Below are 19,820 nucleotides of genomic sequence, written 5' to 3' on the forward strand. Positions count from 1 at the left end.
AGTTATTCAGTGAGGTAATTTTGTAGTACAATTACAAATTACTCCAATTATGAAAACTACAGTCAAATTATTAATTACCCTTATTCTTTTGGTAAGTATTGCCTGTAACAAAACCAAAAAACTATCAGACCATCATATTGCAGAGCATACGCCCCACGAAAAGCATTGGAGCTACGAAGGTGAAACCTCTCCTATCCATTGGGCTGAGATAGAAAAGAACTCAGATTGTGATGGCAATCATCAATCACCCATAAATATTATTCATAGCGAAGTAGATTCCGTTCGTATCAACGACGATTTAAAGATTCTTTACACACCTACTACGCTCTTAAGTGAGGTTGAAAACAATGGTCATTCCATTCAATTCGATTTTGAACCTGGAGATTCCATTAACTACAAAGGCAAAACATTCTACTTAAAACAAATTCATTTTCACGAACCTGCTGAGCATAGAATCAATGGTATTACTTACCCTATAGAAATGCATTTGGTTCATGTTAGTAAACGGGGTGAAATAGCCGTACTTGGTGTTTTAGGCGAAGAAGGCCAAGAGAGTCAACTGTTCGAATTCTTTGAGAGCTTTTTACCACTTGAAAATGGAGCAGTAAAAGATATTCATCAGAAGATTGATTTGTCTAGTCTACTTTTAGAAGATAAGCATTACTATTCGTATGGTGGTTCGTTAACAACGCCACCATGTTCAGAAAATGTGAATTGGATTGTTTTTAAGGAACCTATGGTATTATCGGTAGAAGAAGTACTAAAACTAAAAAGCAATATGCCTGTAAATAATTATAGAAACGAACAACCCTTAAATGGTAGAATTGTAAATTATCATTATTAGCCACGCTTTCTATTACTTAGCATCTTCAAATACATTTGCTCCACTTTGGTTCTAGCCCATGGTGTTCGGCGTAAAAATTTTAGACTGGATTTTACAGAAGGATCGAGGGTAAAGCACCTAATTTTTATGGTATACCCCATATATTCCCAACCATAATGAGCTACCAAATCATTTATAATTTGCTCTAGCTTAATACCGTGCAAGGGGTTATTGGGTTGTGCTTCCACTACAAAACAAGGGCTTTTATCTTGGTAGCTTTTTCAAAATGATCTAACTGGTGGGTTTTAATCCACCAAGTGGCGGCTTCCATTAAAAAATCAGGGTTATCATTTTTATTTGAGAAAAATGCATAAAAGGATACACCAACAGTCTCACCTTTCTGTGCTATTTTCTTGTCGCAAACCGCAATTATCTTATCTCTTAATTCAGAAGTCATTTTTAAGCCCTGTTGTCTTTAGACCGTCTATTTCTATTTCGTTTTGGTCGTCTAGATTGATTGCTTTCATTTCCTGCACTTCTGGAATTATTAGAACGCCTAGATTTAGGTTTTCTTTTGTTTCCACCGCCTTGGCCTTGTTTTATAGGTTCTGTTGAAGCATTTGGGTCTGGTTCAAACCCTTCAATAATTTCTACTGGTATTTTAAGGCCTACCAGTTTTTCAATATTCTTTAAATAAGTAGTCTCATCGGCACTAACCAAAGATAGCGCTTCACCGCTAGCACCTGCTCTACCCGTTCTACCAATACGGTGCACATAATCTTCAGAAATATTGGGTAATTCAAAATTCACTACGTGCGGTAGCAACGGAATATCCAATCCACGAGCAGCAATATCGGTAGCAACCAAAACCCTCACAGTTCCTTTTTTAAAACCTGCCAATGCCTTGGTTCGTGCTCCCTGGCTTTTATTTCCGTGAATAGCAGCTGCAGAAATACCAGCGCTAACCATCTTTTTACAAAGCTTATTTGCACCGTGTTTGGTCCTGGTAAACACCAACACCTGTTTCCAGTTACCATCAGAAATCAGTTTGATAATCAACCCCGTTTTCTTTCCTTTGGCTACTCTATATACTTTTTGGTCAATAGCATCGGCCGTTGAATTTTCAGGAGTTGCCTCAACCAAAACAGGATGATGTAAAAAACTATTGGCTAAATTTTTAATCTCTTTTGAAAAGGTTGCCGAAAACAAAAGATTTTGTCTTCTGGCTGGTACTAAACTAATCACCTTTTTAATATCCCTAAGAAACCCCATATCCAACATTCTATCGGCTTCATCTAAAACTAAAATTTCGATTTTGGCAAGCGATAATAATCTTTGGTTTTCTAAATCCAACAAACGCCCCGGTGTTGCGATGAGAATATCCACGCCTCTGCGAATGGTGGCCACTTGTGGTTTTTGATTCACACCCCCAAAAATAACAGCAGATCTAATATCCAAAAACTCACTATACGCCTTTACATTATTATGCACTTGGGCAGCCAATTCTCGGGTTGGCGTTAATACCAAAGCACGAATAGGACGTTTACGCATGCGTTGTCCTTGCGTCAACTTTTGTAACATAGGCAACGTAAAACCAGCAGTTTTACCAGTTCCTGTTTGTGCCGATGCCAAAACATCTTTACCTTCTAAAATTAACGGAATGGCTTTTTCTTGAATGGGAGAAGGCGTTGTATAGCCTTGTTTACTGATTGCTTTTAATAAAGCATTTGATAATCCTAAGGAATTAAATGACATATAAATGAATGTACAAATGACATTCTTATATATAGCGTCATTCTAATTAAGCTGCAAATTTAAGCCTTTAAGTATTAACTAGAGCATATTTACAGTAAAACGTGGGGAGCAGAAGAAATATTAGCGATTTAACACCTAAAGTTTCCGTTAGTAAAATAAACCACTAGGGATTGGAAATCCATAGTTTTAATCAATGAATGAAATTATTTTTCAACGCAAGACTGTCATTCCTGCGAAGGCAGGAATCCAAGTATAATGATTGGATTCCGCATCAAGTGCGGAATGACAAATCGATTGAAAAAGTTTATAGAAACTAAAGTAACTGCAATGGAATTGCAAGGTTTTAACCTTTAACTGGATAATAAAATGGAACCTGCTACTAAAACTTCCAAATTTAACAAAATGAACAAGCTATAAACCTTAGAATTGTAGACTTTAATTATTAGTTTTACTGCATGACATATAAAGCAGTAATTTTTGATTTAGACGGCACATTGGTAAACTCCATATTCGATATAGCCGATGCTATGAACACCGTACTTAGCCAACGTAATTATAAGACTTACGATTATGAAACCTACAAAACTTTTGTTGGGCATGGCGTAAGGAGTTTGGTATTAAAAGCCATACCAGATTCTCCCGAAAAAGGAGAACTTGTGGATGTGTGCTTAAACGAAATGCTAGACATTTACAGTGAAAATTGCACCAATAAAACCGAACCTTATCCGGGTATTTTGGAGCTACTGGAAACTTTAGAACAGAAAGGGATTAAACTGGCAGTACTATCCAATAAAGAAGATACTTTAACCAAAAAAGTAGCTGCTGCCCTGTTACCTAAATATGTCTATCCTACACTGGGATTAAAAGAGGAAGCCCTAAAAAAACCAAATCCGCAAACCCTTTTGGGAATTTGTGAATCCCTGAACGTAACACCCGAAGAGAGCATCTATGTAGGAGACACCAATGTAGATGTAGAAGTTGCTAAACGTGCCAACATGTTTTCGGTTGGTGTAAGCTGGGGATTTAGGGATAAAGCAGAACTTATTGCCCAAGGTGCCAATGCTATTATAAATCACCCTTCAGAATTACTCGATATTTTATAATTCTCAGATTAAAAATTGAAAACTAAACAGCTGTCTTTCGGATAAATAGGCTATAAATCTTTATCGAAATGTAAAAAGCATATCCGGTTTACTCCTGTTTTTAGTATCTTCAAACCTGAAAATTTTAAAATATGCTTTCAAGATTCTATAATATCAAAAATTTAAAAGGAGATTTTACTGGTGGTTTAGTGGCTGGGGTTGTGGCACTTCCATTAGCATTAGCATTTGGTGTGCAATCTGGAATGGGTGCTACCGCAGGACTTTACGGCGCTATAGCCGTTGGTATTTTTGCAGCCTTGTTTGGGGGAACCGAAACTCAGGCTAGCGGACCAACAGGACCTATGACCGTGGTTTCTGCAACACTTGTAGCCGCCGCCATAGAAATGAGCGGCAGTCTTGAAAACGGACTAAGCATCATATTGGCAGCCTTTCTACTGGGAGGACTGTTTCAGGTTATTTTTGGTTTTTTGAATATTGCCAGCTACGTAAAATATTTCCCTTATCCTGTAGTTTCTGGGTTTATGAGTGGTGTCGGACTCATTATCGTTATTCTGCAATTGTTTCCATTTGCGGGTTTAGACTCGGCTAAATCTACCGTGAAAGTCATTCAGCAATTTCCAAGATTGTTTACAGAGGGTAATTTGAATGCATTACTCTTGGGGGCGGCCACCATTGTTATCTATTTTATATTTCCCAAGATAACTAAAGCCATACCAAGCGCCTTGGTGGCTTTGATAGCAGCAACTTTAATCGCTTACTTTTTAAAGCTAGATGTGCCTTTAATTGGTGAAATTCCTTCGGGCTTGCCTTCATTTCAATTGGGCGGTATTTTAGAAATAGATTCTAGTGCTTACAGTACTATTTTAGAATACGGGGTTGTCTTTGCTGTTTTGGGTAGTATCGATTCCTTACTTACCTCGGTTATTGCCGATAATATGACCAAAACCAAACACAATAGTAACAGAGAATTAATTGGCCAAGGTATTGGCAATATGCTAGCAGCGGCCATAGGCGGAATTCCAGGTGCTGGGGCTACAAAAGGTACGGTTGTCAATATAAATGCAGGAGGAAAAACACGTTTATCGGGTATTTTTCATGGGCTCTTTCTACTGGCGGTTCTTCTTGGTTTAGGGCAATTAGCAGCGCATATTCCGCTTTGTGTTTTGGCTGGTTTGTTAATTCCTATTGGATTTAAAATCGTTGATTTCAAAGGGCTAAAGCACTTAATAAAAGTTCCAAGAGCAGATGCCGTGGTCTTAGTTTTAGTGCTATTGATAACCACTTTTGGAAGTTTAATACAAGCCGTAGGTATTGGAGTTGCCCTTGCTTGTTTACTCTTTATGAAAAAATCTGGAGATATCAGCGAACAAGGTTTAGAAGTTGGTGCTGTGGCCGATATTGATGGTGATAAACCTTGGCAAGACGAAACCGAGTTTTACGAAAACTATAAAGACAAGGTAATTATCAAACACCTGTACGGTGCTTTATTCTTTGGCTTTACCTCCTATTTTAAAGACCAAATTAAAGAACTCCCCGACCAGGTAAAAGCCGTTATTTTAAGAATGGATCGTGTGCCCTACATGGACCAATCTGGCTTATATGCTTTAGAAGATATCATCTTCGATTTAAATCAAGAAGGTATTGAAGTGCTTTTAGTAGGTCTAAAAGAACAACCAAAAGATATGCTAGAGGCCGTAGATATTATCCCCGATTTGGTTCCCGAAGACGACGTTTTCGAGCATATTGAGGATGCCTTTGTGTATTTAAAGGAAAAACTTAAAAAGAAATAAGGCTAAAAATTAGTCTTTATTAAACTGACGAAATGCAGCAGCAGCGGCACCAATAATACCTGCATGGTTACCTAATTTAGCTGGTATAACGGGAGTATTGATTTTAATCTGCTTTTTGTATTTATCAAAATCCTTTGAACTACCACCTCCTAAAATAATTTCATCGGGGCAGATAATAAGTTCTACCAATTCCAGAAACTTATTGAAACGTTTTCCCCATTGTTTGTGGTTAAGCCCGTACTTTTCTTTGGCGCCATTAGAAGCATAAGCCTCAATCTTATTGTATTTCTTGTAAGGTATTTGTCCGAGTTCGAAATTAGGTAAAAGTTCGCCGTTTAAAAACGCACCACTACCTAGGCCAGTACCAATGGTAATCATTAACACCAAACCCGGCTTGTCTTTGCCAATACCGTAATTCATAACCGCATATCCGGCGGCATCGGCATCGTTAATAACGGTAACAGGTAATCCTGTAGCTTCTGAAAATAATTTTTGGGCATTAACTCCTAGCCAATCTTTGCTTAAGTTACCCGTTGCCATACAAACCCCGCGTTTTATAATGGTTGGAAAACCAACACCAACAGGTCCGTTATAATCAAAGTGCGTTACAATCTTATTGAAGACTTTGGCCATGGCCTCGGGAGTTCTCGATTTTGGTGTGGGTATTCTAAAGCGTTCGGTAAGCATTTCGCCCGTTGCAGCATTTACAATAGCACCTTTCATGCCTGAGCCACCAATATCTATCCCGAGTATGTTCATCTGTTAATTTTTAAGTTGGAAACGCTAAAAATAAGAAAAGTAAATTTGTTTCTGTTTCAATCTGACTATCAACACGTTTACAAAGTTCACTATCCAAAACCTAGTTTAAAAGCCCAGCATATTGGTGCATTGTATTTAAGCAAATCATAGAGAACCTTGTTATGATAATTTTCAGAATTGCACTAAATAGCTATTAATAATATAGTTCATATTGTTTATAACTTTTCTTTCTTTATATGTAGTATATATTTACTTTTAACTTGTAAAATTAATTTGGCTTATCAATTAATGAATTCGGTTACAACTGAGTTTATTTAGCTGTTAGCAACAATTATAAAATATGGCACACAAATGTTTTATTTCATTCAAGACTCAAGATATTGATTATAAAGAATATATCAGAGACGAAATGAATTTAGATATGATTGACAAATCACTGAATGAACCTATAAATTCGGAGGACGAGGATTATATAATGAGAAAAATAAGAGAAGATTATCTATCAGACTCTACTGTCACTATCTTTTTAATTGGAAATAACAGTGCAGAAAATTCATTTTTTCAAAATCAAAATTTTATAAAAAGAGAACTACAAGCTTCTCTTTTTAATGGACAAAATAACTCAAAAAATGGAATTTTAGGAGTGGTTCTTCCCAGTATGACTGACAAAATATTTGGAGGAACGTATGACTGTTCAATTTGTAATAGTTCTCACAATACAGTCAAAATAAACGACAGCACAGTAATTAAAGAATTTTCGTATAACTATTATATACCAAACGACAAGTGTGCTTGGGCAGATGAAGATAGATATTGTGTACTCGCTAAATGGGAAGACTTTGAAAAAACACCAAATGTTTATATAGACAAAGCATTCTATAAAAGAAGCGAACCTATTGCTAATAAAACTAAGGTAAAACCGTGAAAGAAACAACAGAATACCCAAACTACTTTCAAGCATCGGACAAGTTATCTAATGATTCCCAATCAAATTATTTAAATATTATAAGAATCGACCTAGTGTCAATGGTCTTAGCAGCTGTACTGGCTATATACTGTTTTACAGATACTAATTATAAACTTTATATTCATATACTTTCAGGAATCTTTTTATTATTAGGTTTAATCTTAACAATTATTCTTAAAAGTAAAAAATACGAAGATGTTTGGTATCAATGTAGAGCATTTGCAGAATCATGTAAAACACTTACCTGGAGATTTGCGATGTGTTCGGAGTCCTTTGAAAAACAAATACCTATTGATATCGTGAAAGAACTTTTTATTGAACGGATATGCGATATATCTAATGAGTTTAATTCATTATCAAGACATTTAGATTCAAAAATTCTAAACTTAAAAATTATTACATCAAGAATGCTAGAATTGAGAGACTATTCAGTTTCGGACAGAATAAGTTATTACATCGAAAATAGAATTGAGAATCAGAAACAATGGTATTCTGATAAAGCTGAGTGGAATAAAAAAAAATATAATATCTGGTTTTATATAATAATCGCCTCTCAAAGTCTAGCTATTATCAGTGTAGTCTTTTTGATTAAATTCCCCAATAACGATTGGAATTTTGTAGGGTTTCTTACCACAATTGCGTCCTCTGCGATAAGTTGGTTGCAAATAAAACAACATCAAGAGTTAAAACAAGCCTATACAACAGCCTCTATAGAATTGAATATTATTAAGGAACTATCATATAAAGTTCAAACTGAAGAACAGCTATCAGAGTTTGTTTTGGACTCAGAAAATGCAATTTCGAGAGAACACACATTATGGACTGCTCAAAGAAGAAAATAAATGGATAATGAAACTAAAAAATCATCTTGGCTGCCGCTTATTATTTCAATTGGAGGAGTTCTTTTATTTGCAAATTTGATTTCTAAACTTATAGATTACCTTATCAGTAATCAATTGAATGAAGATGAAAGTCATATCTTAGAAAGAAAACAAAGAAAACCTCGAATTTTTGTAAGCCATTCTTGGAAACATAATAAAGATTACAATAACCTAATCAAAGGTTTTGAAAAACAAGGTTTCAATTATTACAATCATAGTATTTCTCTAGATAAAGCAGAGGATTTAAAAAACGAAAAAGAAATTGAAAATAAAATAAAAAACCAATTACTATACAGTAGATGTCTACTTGTCCTTGGTGGTAGTTATTCAAATAAATACTGGATAAAAAAAGAGGTTGAAATAGCTAAATCCTTGGGTAAAAAAGTAATTGCAGTAAGACCTTGGAACACCAATAAAGTTCCGAAATATTTGGAGAAAACAGCTGATGAAATTATTGGGTTTAACTCTAAAGCGATTATTGAAAAAATAAAATAACTGAGATAGCTATAAGTAAGTGCTTGTTCTCACCTACTAGTGAAAACCCTAGCAACTACTATTAGACCAACTCTTAGGCACAACCAGTAAAATATTCCTAATCAAATCACTCTTTAAATAAGTCAAGGACTTCTTATCATCAACCAATCCCAAAAAAACAACAATCCAGACACTAAGATTTAAATAAATTGTATCTTAAACACACCTTTGCGCTATCAATCCATTAGGTATGAAAAAAATACAAATATTCAGAATCGTGTTGCTAAGCTCAACGGCCATATCCTTATTTTTTGTGCCATGGATTTTAGTTTGGTCATGGATATTACCCTTACCCGATACCATACAAGAACAGGTTGATGAAACCGTTGGCCATGGCTTTGCTGGTATGATTGTTTATGTAGATGAAGCTGGTAACCCCCCTGTGTTTTATGCTGGCGGCTATGATAACAAAGAAAACAAAACACCAGCTAACCCCAACGCCTTATTCAAAATTGCCAGTATTAGCAAATTATACACTGCTGTTGCGGCAACTAAGTTGGTTAAAGAAAAACGTTTGTCTTTTGATAAAACACTCACGGATTATATGCCAGAACTTAAAGGCAGGATTGAACATGCTGAAGAAATTACCTTGAGGATGATGATTCAACACCGTTCTGGTATTCCGAATTTTACGGATAACCCTGCCTATTGGGAAAACGAACAGGAAAATGGTACACATGCTCTAGATTTTGCCCTCGACCTACCCGCCAGTTTTAAACCTAACGATGGTTACGAATATTCGAATACGAATTATTTATTGCTTAGGAAGATTATGGATGATGTTTTGGGCTATGACCACAATGCGTATATCAAAGAGAACATATTAATTCCACTAGAATTGAACCATACATTTTTTTCAATTACCGAAGTTAATCTAGATGATGTGATGAGTGGTTATTACGTAGGTTATGAGGAAGATTTTAAAGCTCGTGAATATGGCATGTTAGCCACCGCACAAGATGTTGGTAAATTTTTGAGAGCCTTAAACGATGGCTCTGTATTTGACGAGGGCGAACAGGCAATTTATCCTTATGAATATGACCATGGCGGATTGGTTGTTGGTTATCAAAGTCTAGCGGAATACCACGAAGACATAGACACTGTTGTGGTTCAGTTTTTGAATACCACAGACTTTGAAGGCTACGAATGGAATTTATCGCAAATTTCCATTAATAGAATTGTGAAAATACTTAAGAAGAACCGAGAATAAAAAAGACCTTGCGAATGCAAGGTCTTTTTATATATGTTTACCGTCATTATGAGGAGTGAAACGACGTAATAATCTGTTTCATTATAAAGATTGTCACGACAAATTTCCAATTTGTCTCACAATGACGTCAGCTAGAAATGCGGTCGCTCAAGAAGTTCTCGATACAATCTCGCTTTGGCGTGATCACTCGAACTGACATATCGTTAAACCATTATTTCAAATACTCCAAAACATTAGCCTCTATACGCTCCTGAATATTGGAAACATCGGCTTTTTCAAAAGTTTCGCCTGTAATGTTTTCATAAAGCTCGATATAACGCTCACTTACGGTTTCAATGTACTCATCGCTCATAAACGGCACGGTTTGTCCTTCTAAACCTTGAAAACCATTAGAGATTAACCACTGGCGCACAAATTCTTTAGACAACTGTTTTTGGGCTTCCCCGTTTGCTTGGCGTTCTTCATAGCCTTCGGCATAAAAATAGCGTGATGAATCTGGTGTATGGATTTCATCAATAAGCACGATTTGGCCGTCTTTGGTTTTTCCAAATTCGTATTTGGTATCCACTAAAATGAGTCCGCGTTCTGCAGCGATTTCTGTTCCTCTTTGAAATAATTTACGGGTGTAATCCTCTAAAACCACATAATCGGCTTCAGAGACAATACCTCTGGCTAAAATATCTTCACGGGAAATATCTTCGTCATGGTCGCCCATTTCAGCTTTTGTTGCCGGCGTGATAATAGGCTCTGGAAAAGCATCGTTTTCTTTCATGCCTTCTGGCATAGGTACGCCACAAAGCATACGCTTGCCCGCTTTATATTCGCGTGCCGCATGACCGGACATATAGCCACGAATAACCATTTCTACTTTAAACGGCTCACATAAATGACCTATCGCCACGTTTGGATCTGGTGTAGCCATCAACCAATTGGGTACGATATCCTGGGTTGCTGCCATCATTTTGGTAGCAATCTGGTTTAGGATTTGTCCTTTGTACGGAATCCCTTTTGGCATCACCACATCGAAGGCAGAAAGCCTATCGGTTGCAATCATTACCAATTGCTCATCGTTGATGTTATATACTTCGCGTACCTTTCCTTTATAGACACTTTTTTGCCCCGGAAAATTAAAATTGGAATCTATTATTGTGTTACTCATTTGTTAGCTTTTGGCTGTTAGCTACTAGTGTATTTGTTTATTTGTTAACTCTTGTCTCACTTCGACTGCGCTAAGTGTGACAAGTGGAATGCAAAAATATTATTTATTTGTAATTATGGAGAGTGAAATGGTATAATAATCTGTTGCATTTTATAGATTGTTACGACAAATCTCCAATTTGTCTCACAATGACATATGTTTCTTTGTCATTACGAGGAGTGAGGTACGAACAACGTGGTAATCTCTTCCTAATTTGTCTCGCAATGACGTATGTTTCTTTGTCAGTTCGAGTAATCACGCCAAAGCGTGATTGTATCGAGAACTAGCCCCGATTGCAGCGGCATCCTTTTTTGAGGCGCGAGAAAAAGATATAGCGGAAAGCGGGATATAGCTCCTGAAAAAAATTAAGATGCTGAAACAAGTTCAGCATGACAAAGATCCTTTTCACTGTATACTGCCTACTGCTCACTGCCCACTGAATACGACCTACTCAACACCCCCTCTGTTTTCTATCCCATCGTAAGCCTCAATAATCTTTTTAACCAATTTATGACGGATTACATCTTTATCGTCTAGGAATATCATGCCTACACCCGGAACATTCCTAAGGATAAGCATGGCTTCTTTTAGTCCGGAAATGGTACGGCGAGGTAAATCGATCTGCCCGGGATCTCCTGTTAATAAAAATTTAGCATTTTTCCCCATACGGGTTAAAAACATTTTCATTTGCGCATGTGTGGTGTTCTGCCCTTCATCTAAAATTACAAATGCATTGTCTAATGTTCTACCACGCATAAAGGCCAATGGTGCAATTTGTATGGTTCCGTTTTCTATGTAATGTGCCAGTTTTTCGGCGGCTATCATGTCTCGTAGTGCATCGTACAGCGGTTGCATGTATGGATCTAATTTTTCTTTTAAATCGCCTGGTAAAAATCCGAGATTCTCCCCTGCCTCAACAGCTGGCCTAGTTAATATAATACGCTTTACCTCTTTGTTTTTTAAAGCTTGAACAGCCAAGGCCACTCCTGTATAGGTTTTTCCAGTTCCCGCAGGTCCAATGGCAAAAACCATATCGTTTCTGCGCATACTCTCAACTAACTTACGCTGGTTTGCTGTTTGCGCCTTAATCATTTTTCCACCAACGCCATGCACAATAACTTCACCACTTTGCTTAGTCGTTGCATAGTCATCACTACTAACGCTTGTAAGCACACGCTCTATGGTGTTTTCATCTAATTTGTTATACTTGGCGTAATGCGATAATAGCATGGTTAGTCTACGATCAAATTCTTCGAGTAATTCTTCGTCTCCAAAGGCTTTTATTTTATTACCTCGTGCTACTATTTTAAGTTTTGGAAAATACTTCTTTAGAAGTTCAATGTTAACGTTTTGGGCTCCAAAAAACTCTTTTGGAGTTATTTCTTCAAGTTCAAAGATTAATTCGTTCAAAGGCGTGGTATTATTTTAAATTACTTCTTCGTTTTCGTTGTAATCAACTAAAAACAATTGTTTAGTTTTGTATATCTCAAATGTAAAAAAATTTGAGTGACCTAACCCGAAAAACATATCAACAATTTGCCAATGGCAATTATAACTTTAACTACTGATTTTGGTGAAAAAGACCACTTTGCTGGCGCAACAAAGGGGGCTATTTACAGTGAACTACCAGATGTTAGGATTGTTGATATCTCACATTCTGTATCGCCGTTTAATATTCCTGAGGCAGCCTACATCATTAGAAATGCCTACAGCAGTTTCCTTAAAGGCACCATTCATATTATTGGAATTGATTCTGAAATTAACCGTGAAAACAAACACATAGCTATTAAACTCGACGACCACTATTTTATTTGTGCCAATAATGGGATTATGAGTATGATTTGTTCTGAAATTGCTCCAGAAAAAATCGTAGAAATTAATATACACGATAAAATACAGACCAGTTTTCCTGTTTTAGATGTTTTTGTAAAAGTAGCTTGCCATATTGCACGTGGTGGGACATTAGAGGTAATTGGTAAAACCATAGACCACATAAAACCTATAAAGAATATTGTACCGTATGTAAACGATGATAAAACTCAAATTATAGGTAGTGTTATTTATATCGATAACTACGGTAATGTCGTAACCAATATCAAACGTGGTTTTTTTGAAACCATTCAAAAAGGACGGGCTTTTGAGATATCGGCTAGAAATTATAAATTCAAGACCATTCATAACAAGTACAGTGATATTGTGAACTTTGAAATCCCTGAAGACAAACGTTTTGATGAAGGGAGAGGTCTTGTTGTTTTTAATTCTGGTGGATTTTTAGAAATTGCGGTTTACAAAAGTAATTCGGCTACGGTTGGAAGTGCAAGCACACTTATGGGACTTGGGGTTATGGATACGGTGAGCATAAAATTTTTAAAGGAATAATCTATGTTTGTTAGAATAGTGAAAATAGGATTCCATAAAGAGTATGTTAATACATTCTTATCTATTTTTAACGCGCACAAACTACAGATTAGACACTTTGAGGGCTGCAGGTTTTTAGAGCTTTATCGCGATAAACTAGACTCCAATATTTTTTTTACTTACAGTTATTGGGACTCTGAAGACCATTTAGAAATGTACAGACAATCTGAACTATTTAACGATATTTGGGGTAAAACAAAAATACTTTTCGACAGAAAACCCGAAGCATGGAGTGTAGATAAAATAGAAAGTTTAAATTAGCAAACTATGCTTGGTAAAATTCACTTGTTTTTTGGAATAGCTATAGTGGTCCTTTTTGCCTACACGGGTCATTATTTATCTGAAAACTTCCAGTATACAGAAGGGAAAGAAATGATGGGGCGTGCTTTAACCCGTGCTGGTCACTTATACATTCTACTCTTTGGTTTAATTAACGCTGCTTTGGGAGCTCACCTTAAGCTATCTAAAAACAAATTGATTAGAACATTCCAGAAATTCGGTTCTATTATTATTTTTGGATCTACACTTTTAGTCGTTTATGGTTTTTTTACTGAATTACCTGCAAGTGAAATTAGAAGACCAATGACGCAAAAAAGTCTGTATTTAATTTTACTCGGTGTTACTATTCATGGCTTAACAGCTTTAATTCCGGAAAAAAAATAAATACCATGCTTGCTATACTAAGAAAAGAAATTAATTCATTTTTTGCCTCGCCAATAGGCTATTTGGTCATAGCTATTTTTCTCTTATTAAATGGCTTGTTTTTGTGGGTTTTTAAAGGCGAATTCAATGTTCTAGATTATGGTTTTGCGGATTTATCGGCATTCTTTATGCTTGCGCCATGGATTTTAATGTTTTTGATCCCGGCGGTAACAATGCGTAGTTTTTCCGATGAGAAAAAGCAAGGCACTCTAGAGCTACTCCTAACAAAACCCATTTCACCCTTAAAAATAGTTTTAGGAAAATACTTTGGCGCTTTTGTATTAATTCTAATTGCACTGATACCAACATTTCTTTATGTATACACAGTTTATCAATTAGGTAATCCTGTTGGAAACATGGATATGGGCAGCACTTGGGGTTCTTATTTTGGCTTACTGTTCTTAGTCGCTGCTTATACCGCAATGGGAGTGTTTAGCTCTACGATTTCCAACAATCAAGTTGTGGCTTTTATTATTTCAGTTTTTCTATGCTTACTTTTCTTTATAGGGTTTGAAGGTATTGCAGATTTCACCTCTAGTAACCTCATTGAAAAATTTGGTATGAGCTACCATTTTAAAAGTATGGGTCGTGGTGTAATAGATACGAGAAATGTTATTTATTTTTTAAGTATTGCAGTGGTCTTTATTGTATTCACCAAATTAAATCTTAGTACAGACAAATGATAATTAAACCTTTATTTGTAATACTTGTTTTGGTGGTTTTTGTTTTGGTATGGGTTTTTGCCAACACCATAGACAAACGTAAATGGGTGTCTTTTTTAATCGCTATTGTGTTAACTCCCTTTGCTTACTACTATATCCTTTATCCTGTTATGAATATCTTTAGTTCTTACCACCATGAAAAATATTTCGAAACTACAGCCTGGAAGGAAAAGCCAGCGTTCAGATATGAAATGTTAGAAAATTTACTTCAAGACAGTCTACTTGTAAAAAAATCTAGGCAAGAGGTGGAATTGCTTTTAGGTCCCAGCGAATGGTTTGGTTGGGATGACAATCTTAAAGCAAACTCTGAAGCGCAATGGAACTATAATCTTGGAGTAAAGCCCGGTGTTTTCAATAACATGCAGGAGTGTCTAGAAATTAAGTTTGTAGACAATAATGTAAACGATATACGCCAATATCAAATAGAACAGACTTTTGAAGAAAAAGATTAAACATATAGCGCTGGTTTTAATTTCTGCAATAGCAATAAATATCCTTGGGAACAAAGTGTACTCGCGTTTCGATTTAACCGAAGACAAACGTTACACACTTAGCGAGTCGGCTGTAAATATCATTAAAGATGTTGATTCCCCAATAGTGATTGATGTATTTCTTGAGGGCAACGATTTCCCTGCAGAATTTAGAAGACTTCAAACCGAAACCAAACAGCTTATAGAGGAGTTTTCTAATATAAACGATAATATAGTGTTCAGTTTTATAGACCCTATAGAAAATGAAGCTACAAGAGATCGTAACATTGATCAGCTTAATGCTAGAGGCCTTACGCCTATGGAACTTAGTGTTACCGAAAGTGGAAAGTCGTCTAAAGCCGTTGTATTTCCGTGGGCCTTGGCCAGTTACAACGAGCAAACAGTTACCATTCCGTTAATAAAAAACAAAATTGGCTCCAACCAACAAGAACTAGTATCTAATTCGGTACAGCATTTAGAATATGCCTTTGCTGATGGTTTTAGCAAACTTATAAATCCGAAACGCAGAAAAATAGCTATCCTTAAGGGCAACGACCAAATTGAAGACAAATACATTGCAGACTTTGCGAGGAAACTGGGTGAATACTATTTTTTAGCGCCTTTTCCGTTAGATAGTGTTTCTAAAAATCCGCAAACAATTTTAAAGGCCCTAAACACTTTCGATTTAATAATTTCTGCCAAGCCTACCAAGGCATTCAACGAAGACGAAAAATTCGTTCTTGATCAATACACCATGAACGGTGGTAAAAGCCTGTGGCTTATTGATAAGGTCGCTATTGAAAAAGACAGCCTTTACAACGATGCCGGAAGCAACTTTGCAGTAGCCAGAGATTTAAACCTCACCGATGTCTTCTTTAAATACGGTATTAGAATAAACCCGAGCATAGTAGCAGACCTGTACTCTGCCCCAATCATGCTGGCAACAGGTAAAGATAACGACACCCGATTAATGCGGTTAAGATGGCCTTATGCACCGCTTGCGAAAGGAAATCCGTATCATCCAATTACCAATAATTTAAACCTCGTAAAGTTCGATTTTGCCAATCAAATCGATACCTTAAAAAACAGTGTTGAAAAAACTATTTTATTACGAAGTTCAGAACGCTCTAAATTAGAAGGGGTGCCAAGAGAGATAAGTATCGAAAAGGCTACAGAAGACCCTAATTTGGACCACTACAACAATGGCAATCAAACTTTAGCCGTGCTTTTGGAAGGTGAATTTACATCAGCTTACAAAAACCGAATTAAACCCATAAAACTTCAAAATGTTAAAGATAAAAGCATCCCCACGAAAATGATAGTTATAGCCGATGGTGATGTCATTAAAAATAACATAGACAGAAAAGGCCCAACAAGTCTGGCTTTTGACCGTTCCAGTAATCAAGAAGTTGGAAATAAAGAATTTCTACTAAATGCAGTCAATTACTTATTGGACGATAACGGACTTATAAACATTCGGTCTAAAGAAATAGCTGTTGCCTTTCTAAATCGTGAAAAAACAGCCGCCGAAAAAACCAAATGGCAACTCATAAACATCGCGTTACCGTTGGCTTTACTCGGGCTTTTCGGATTGGTCTTCGGTTTCATTAGAAAGAAAAAGTACACTTCTTAAATGTTAATAAGTTTGTTTCGGTTATTTCTTTGTATGGAATATATTTGTAAGAATCATTATTCCTAAAAATTAAATTCAGCATACATACATGAAATTTATAGTATCAAGCACGTATTTATTAAAACAACTGCAGGTTTTAGGTGGCGTTATAAACAACTCTAACACGTTACCTATTTTAGATAATTTCTTATTCGAATTAGATAACAATACACTTACTGTTTCGGCGAGCGATTTGGAAACCACTATGGCCTCTACCCTAGATGTAGAAAGCGATAGCGTTGGCAGTGTTGCTATTCCAGCACGTTTATTACTTGATACTTTAAAAACATTTCCAGAGCAACCTTTAACCTTTGTCGTGGAAGACAATAATACAGTTGAAATTAGCTCAAACCATGGTAAATATGCCTTAGCTTATGCCGATGGTAATGAATTCCCAAAAGCAGTGGCTCTAGAAGACCCTAGCAAAACCGTTGTAACGGGAGATGTTTTAGCAACAGCTATTAGCAAAACTATTTTCGCAGCTGGAAACGATGATTTACGCCCCGTAATGAGTGGTGTATTTTTTCAGTTTTCTACAGAAGGCCTAACCTTTGTAGCCACAGATGCCCATAAATTAGTAAAATATACCCGAGAAGACGTACAAGCTAATCAGGTAGCAGAATTTATCATGCCAAAAAAACCTTTGAATTTATTGAAAGGGATTTTAGCTACTAGCGAAGATGAAGTATCTATAGAGTACAATGAATCTAATGCGAAGTTTACCTTTGAAAATTCAGTGCTAATATGTCGTTTAATTGATGGAAAATACCCTAATTATGAAGCGGTAATTCCTAAGGAAAACCCAAATAAATTGGTAATTGACAGAACACAGTTTTTAAACTCGGTTAAACGTGTTAGTATCTTCTCTAACAAGACGACACACCAAATTAGATTAAAAATTGCTGGTGCAGAGTTGAACATATCTGCTGAAGATATCGACTATAGCAACAAAGCCGAAGAGCGATTAACCTGCGATTATCAAGGAGACGATATGCAAATTGGATTTAATTCGCGTTTCTTAACTGAAATGTTGAATAACCTTGGTTCAGACGAGGTTCAGTTAGAAATGAGCATGCCAAACCGAGCAGGTATTTTAACTCCTATTGATGGTTTAGATCAAGGTGAACAGGTTACTATGCTTGTAATGCCTGTAATGTTGAATAGCTAACATACTCCCCGAAATACCAGGTGTTTACCATATAAAAAAAACAGTAATCTAAAATTAGGTTACTATTTTTTTTGTTACAGCAAGTAAATTCTTGGATTTATAAAAGCTTTCGGCTACCTTCGTTCGGTATCAAATTCTTAACAGTAGTTGTATAAACGACTAACTGTAAAAGTTATTTTTTACGCATCTCTTATGGCATTAACCCGCTAAATTTAAGATTATGAAAAAACAAGTTGCAGGTCTTCTCATTATGTTGTGCACTTTGGTAGCCTCTGGTCAAGTAAACGAATCTTCTACCCGAAAGTTTATTGATAACGCCCAGTTTACAAGAATCAATAAAGATTGGACAACCATTGCAGAGTTTAAATCGGGCATTGGAGAAACCGTTGAATTCTACCCTATTGAGGTCATAAACCTAAAAACCGGAGAAAAAACCAAGGCTTTGCAATTAGATATGAACATTAAAAAGCCCGAAGTATTTAAAACAGCGTGGATAGGCATTGAGGAAATCAATGAATTCATAGATTTCATTGAGCAGAATGTTATTCCTAATCTAAATTTAAAGTTTAAGGATAAATCCTCAGAGTTCATTTTTAAGGCTAACGAAATGACACTCTCTTATTTTGTTTATGAAAAAAGGAGAAGACTTACCATTAAACTGAACAGTTACGACGACAGTGAATACAAAAATTACACATTTTGGACCGAAACCCAGGTTGAAAAAATACCACGTCTGTTGGAAATTTTGAAAATTATAAAGTAACAAAACAGAATACCGTTTTTAAAGCCTAAATCAAAAACTCGCTTTTAATTTTCTTATCCATATTTCATTAGTATTTTAGCACTATGATTTCAGTGATTATCCTTGGTGCAGGTAATATTGGCACACATCTTTATAAGGCATTAAAAAAAGCCGAAAATGTTACGGTAAATCAATGGTATAATAGAAGTATTAAAACTATTAATGCGTTTCAAACAGAAGTAGATGTTACCGATGATTTATCTCAGCTCAAAGAAGCCGATGTTTATGTACTAGCAGTAAGTGATGAAGCCGTAGCTCCCATTTCTAAATTACTGCCCTTTGAAAATAAATTGGTAGTCCATACCGCAGGAAGTGTGAACATACACGACTTAGACAAGAAAAACAGACGCGGTGTATTTTATCCCCTACAATCATTTACTAAAACTGCAGATTTGGATTTCTCTGACATTCCCATCTGTATTGAGACTCTAGAAAAATCCGATTATAACATATTAAAATCTTTGGCATCGGGATTGGGAGGTCCTGTTAAGAAAGTGAATAGTGATCAACGCAAGGTATTGCATTTGGCGGCTGTATTTGTGAATAACTTCAGCAACCAATTGTATCGTATTGCTCATGAAATTGTAGAGTCTGAGGCTGCTGAATTCGATTTATTAAAACCATTGATTTTGGAAACTGCAAAAAAAGTTCAGGATCTATCACCGTATATGGCTCAAACTGGACCTGCTAAGCGCAACAATCAAAAAACCATAAAAAAGCATCTTGCACTTTTAGAAAAAGAACAGCATAAACAGATTTACAAACTAATGACCAAATCGATTCAAGATACTCATGGTAATTAAAAACACTTCGATAGCAACAAGTATAATACGCTTAACCAACAAA

General features: G+C 36.0%; 22 protein-coding genes. 16 read left to right on the top strand and 6 right to left on the bottom strand.

All coding sequences use genetic code 11. The features are described 5' to 3' along the window. The first annotated feature begins 49 nt into the window (after positions 1-49). Positions 50-844 carry a carbonic anhydrase gene (locus M0214_RS14055; RefSeq protein ID WP_248723194.1) on the top strand — a complete coding sequence of 265 codons (795 nt, stop codon included), beginning with the start codon at positions 50-52 and terminating at the stop codon, positions 842-844. Here M0214_RS14055 and M0214_RS14060 read toward each other — a convergent pair. From M0214_RS14060 to M0214_RS14070, 3 genes are read right to left on the bottom strand one after another with little or no spacing between them, the layout of a single operon-like run. Next, the gene (locus M0214_RS14060; RefSeq protein ID WP_248723195.1) at positions 841-1,071 is read right to left on the bottom strand and encodes a VF530 family DNA-binding protein; all 231 of its coding nucleotides are present in this window, start codon (positions 1,069-1,071) and stop codon (positions 841-843) included. The genes M0214_RS14055 and M0214_RS14060 overlap by 4 nt on opposite strands. Then, positions 1,071-1,280, bottom strand: a complete 210-nt coding sequence (locus M0214_RS14065) for a DUF6500 family protein (RefSeq protein WP_248723196.1) — start codon at positions 1,278-1,280, stop codon at positions 1,071-1,073. Before M0214_RS14065 ends, M0214_RS14060 begins: the two co-directional genes overlap by 1 nt. A gap of 2 nt (positions 1,281-1,282) precedes the next feature. Then, complete coding sequence (locus M0214_RS14070; protein ID WP_248723197.1) at positions 1,283-2,578, bottom strand: DEAD/DEAH box helicase; 1,296 nt, start codon at positions 2,576-2,578, stop codon at positions 1,283-1,285. A 455-nt stretch (positions 2,579-3,033) separates the two neighbouring features. Here M0214_RS14070 and M0214_RS14075 point away from each other — a divergent pair, with 455 nt between their 5' ends. Beyond that, on the top strand, positions 3,034-3,681 hold the full coding sequence (locus M0214_RS14075; protein ID WP_248723198.1) for an HAD family hydrolase: 648 nt from the start codon (positions 3,034-3,036) through the stop codon (positions 3,679-3,681). A 131-nt stretch (positions 3,682-3,812) separates the two neighbouring features. Beyond that, entirely contained in the window at positions 3,813-5,471 is a 1,659-nt protein-coding gene (locus tag M0214_RS14080) for a SulP family inorganic anion transporter (RefSeq protein WP_248723199.1), read from the top strand. Positions 5,472-5,480: 9 nt separating this feature from the next. On the opposite strand, the gene ppgK is transcribed toward M0214_RS14080, so the two are convergent. After that, positions 5,481-6,230: a polyphosphate--glucose phosphotransferase gene (gene ppgK / locus M0214_RS14085; RefSeq protein WP_248723200.1), complete on the bottom strand. Its 750-nt coding sequence runs from the start codon at positions 6,228-6,230 to the stop codon at positions 5,481-5,483. A 340-nt stretch (positions 6,231-6,570) separates the two neighbouring features. On the opposite strand from ppgK, the gene M0214_RS14090 reads away from it, so the two are divergent. The 4 genes from M0214_RS14090 to M0214_RS14105 all read left to right on the top strand — a co-directional run bounded on the left by M0214_RS14090 (position 6,571) and on the right by M0214_RS14105 (position 9,822). Then, the gene (locus M0214_RS14090) at positions 6,571-7,155 is read left to right on the top strand and encodes a TIR domain-containing protein (protein ID WP_248723201.1); all 585 of its coding nucleotides are present in this window, start codon (positions 6,571-6,573) and stop codon (positions 7,153-7,155) included. Beyond that, entirely contained in the window at positions 7,152-8,039 is an 888-nt protein-coding gene (locus M0214_RS14095) for a DUF4231 domain-containing protein (RefSeq protein WP_248723202.1), read from the top strand. Before M0214_RS14090 ends, M0214_RS14095 begins: the two co-directional genes overlap by 4 nt. Then, positions 8,040-8,573, top strand: a complete 534-nt coding sequence (locus M0214_RS14100; RefSeq protein WP_248723203.1) for a TIR domain-containing protein — start codon at positions 8,040-8,042, stop codon at positions 8,571-8,573. It abuts the gene before it with no gap. Between the two features lie 229 nt (positions 8,574-8,802). Further along, the gene (locus M0214_RS14105; protein ID WP_248723204.1) at positions 8,803-9,822 is read left to right on the top strand and encodes a serine hydrolase; all 1,020 of its coding nucleotides are present in this window, start codon (positions 8,803-8,805) and stop codon (positions 9,820-9,822) included. A gap of 211 nt (positions 9,823-10,033) precedes the next feature. On the opposite strand, the gene M0214_RS14110 is transcribed toward M0214_RS14105, so the two are convergent. Further along, positions 10,034-10,981: a phosphoribosylaminoimidazolesuccinocarboxamide synthase gene (locus tag M0214_RS14110; protein ID WP_248723205.1), complete on the bottom strand. Its 948-nt coding sequence runs from the start codon at positions 10,979-10,981 to the stop codon at positions 10,034-10,036. A 486-nt stretch (positions 10,982-11,467) separates the two neighbouring features. After that, positions 11,468-12,430, bottom strand: a complete 963-nt coding sequence (locus M0214_RS14115) for a PhoH family protein (protein WP_248723206.1) — start codon at positions 12,428-12,430, stop codon at positions 11,468-11,470. A gap of 132 nt (positions 12,431-12,562) precedes the next feature. Between M0214_RS14115 and M0214_RS14120 the strand changes: the two genes are divergently transcribed. The 9 genes from M0214_RS14120 (at position 12,563) to M0214_RS14160 (ending at position 19,777) form a co-directional block, all read left to right on the top strand. Beyond that, positions 12,563-13,399: an S-adenosyl-l-methionine hydroxide adenosyltransferase family protein gene (locus M0214_RS14120; RefSeq protein ID WP_248723207.1), complete on the top strand. Its 837-nt coding sequence runs from the start codon at positions 12,563-12,565 to the stop codon at positions 13,397-13,399. Between the two features lie 3 nt (positions 13,400-13,402). Further along, entirely contained in the window at positions 13,403-13,699 is a 297-nt protein-coding gene (locus M0214_RS14125; RefSeq protein WP_248723208.1) for a putative quinol monooxygenase, read from the top strand. A 6-nt stretch (positions 13,700-13,705) separates the two neighbouring features. After that, positions 13,706-14,101, top strand: a complete 396-nt coding sequence (locus M0214_RS14130) for a hypothetical protein (RefSeq protein WP_248723209.1) — start codon at positions 13,706-13,708, stop codon at positions 14,099-14,101. Positions 14,102-14,106: 5 nt separating this feature from the next. Continuing rightward, positions 14,107-14,823, top strand: a complete 717-nt coding sequence (gene gldF / locus M0214_RS14135) for a gliding motility-associated ABC transporter permease subunit GldF (protein ID WP_248723210.1) — start codon at positions 14,107-14,109, stop codon at positions 14,821-14,823. Then, positions 14,820-15,314, top strand: a complete 495-nt coding sequence (locus tag M0214_RS14140) for a hypothetical protein (protein WP_248723211.1) — start codon at positions 14,820-14,822, stop codon at positions 15,312-15,314. Before gldF ends, M0214_RS14140 begins: the two co-directional genes overlap by 4 nt. After that, positions 15,298-16,965, top strand: a complete 1,668-nt coding sequence (gldG, locus tag M0214_RS14145) for a gliding motility-associated ABC transporter substrate-binding protein GldG (protein ID WP_248723212.1) — start codon at positions 15,298-15,300, stop codon at positions 16,963-16,965. The genes M0214_RS14140 and gldG overlap by 17 nt, the downstream gene beginning before the upstream one ends. Before the next feature lie 88 nt (positions 16,966-17,053). Beyond that, a complete protein-coding gene (gene dnaN, locus M0214_RS14150; RefSeq protein WP_248723213.1) occupies positions 17,054-18,172 on the top strand; it encodes a DNA polymerase III subunit beta in 1,119 nt (372 codons plus the stop codon). A gap of 220 nt (positions 18,173-18,392) precedes the next feature. Then, positions 18,393-18,935 carry a hypothetical protein gene (locus M0214_RS14155; RefSeq protein WP_248723214.1) on the top strand — a complete coding sequence of 181 codons (543 nt, stop codon included), beginning with the start codon at positions 18,393-18,395 and terminating at the stop codon, positions 18,933-18,935. Between the two features lie 83 nt (positions 18,936-19,018). Next, positions 19,019-19,777 carry a Rossmann-like and DUF2520 domain-containing protein gene (locus M0214_RS14160; RefSeq protein ID WP_248723215.1) on the top strand — a complete coding sequence of 253 codons (759 nt, stop codon included), beginning with the start codon at positions 19,019-19,021 and terminating at the stop codon, positions 19,775-19,777. Positions 19,778-19,820 lie beyond the last annotated feature (43 nt).

This window comes from Seonamhaeicola sp. ML3, assembly GCF_023273855.1.
In the GTDB taxonomy this organism is placed as follows: Bacteria; Bacteroidota; Bacteroidia; order Flavobacteriales; family Flavobacteriaceae; genus Seonamhaeicola.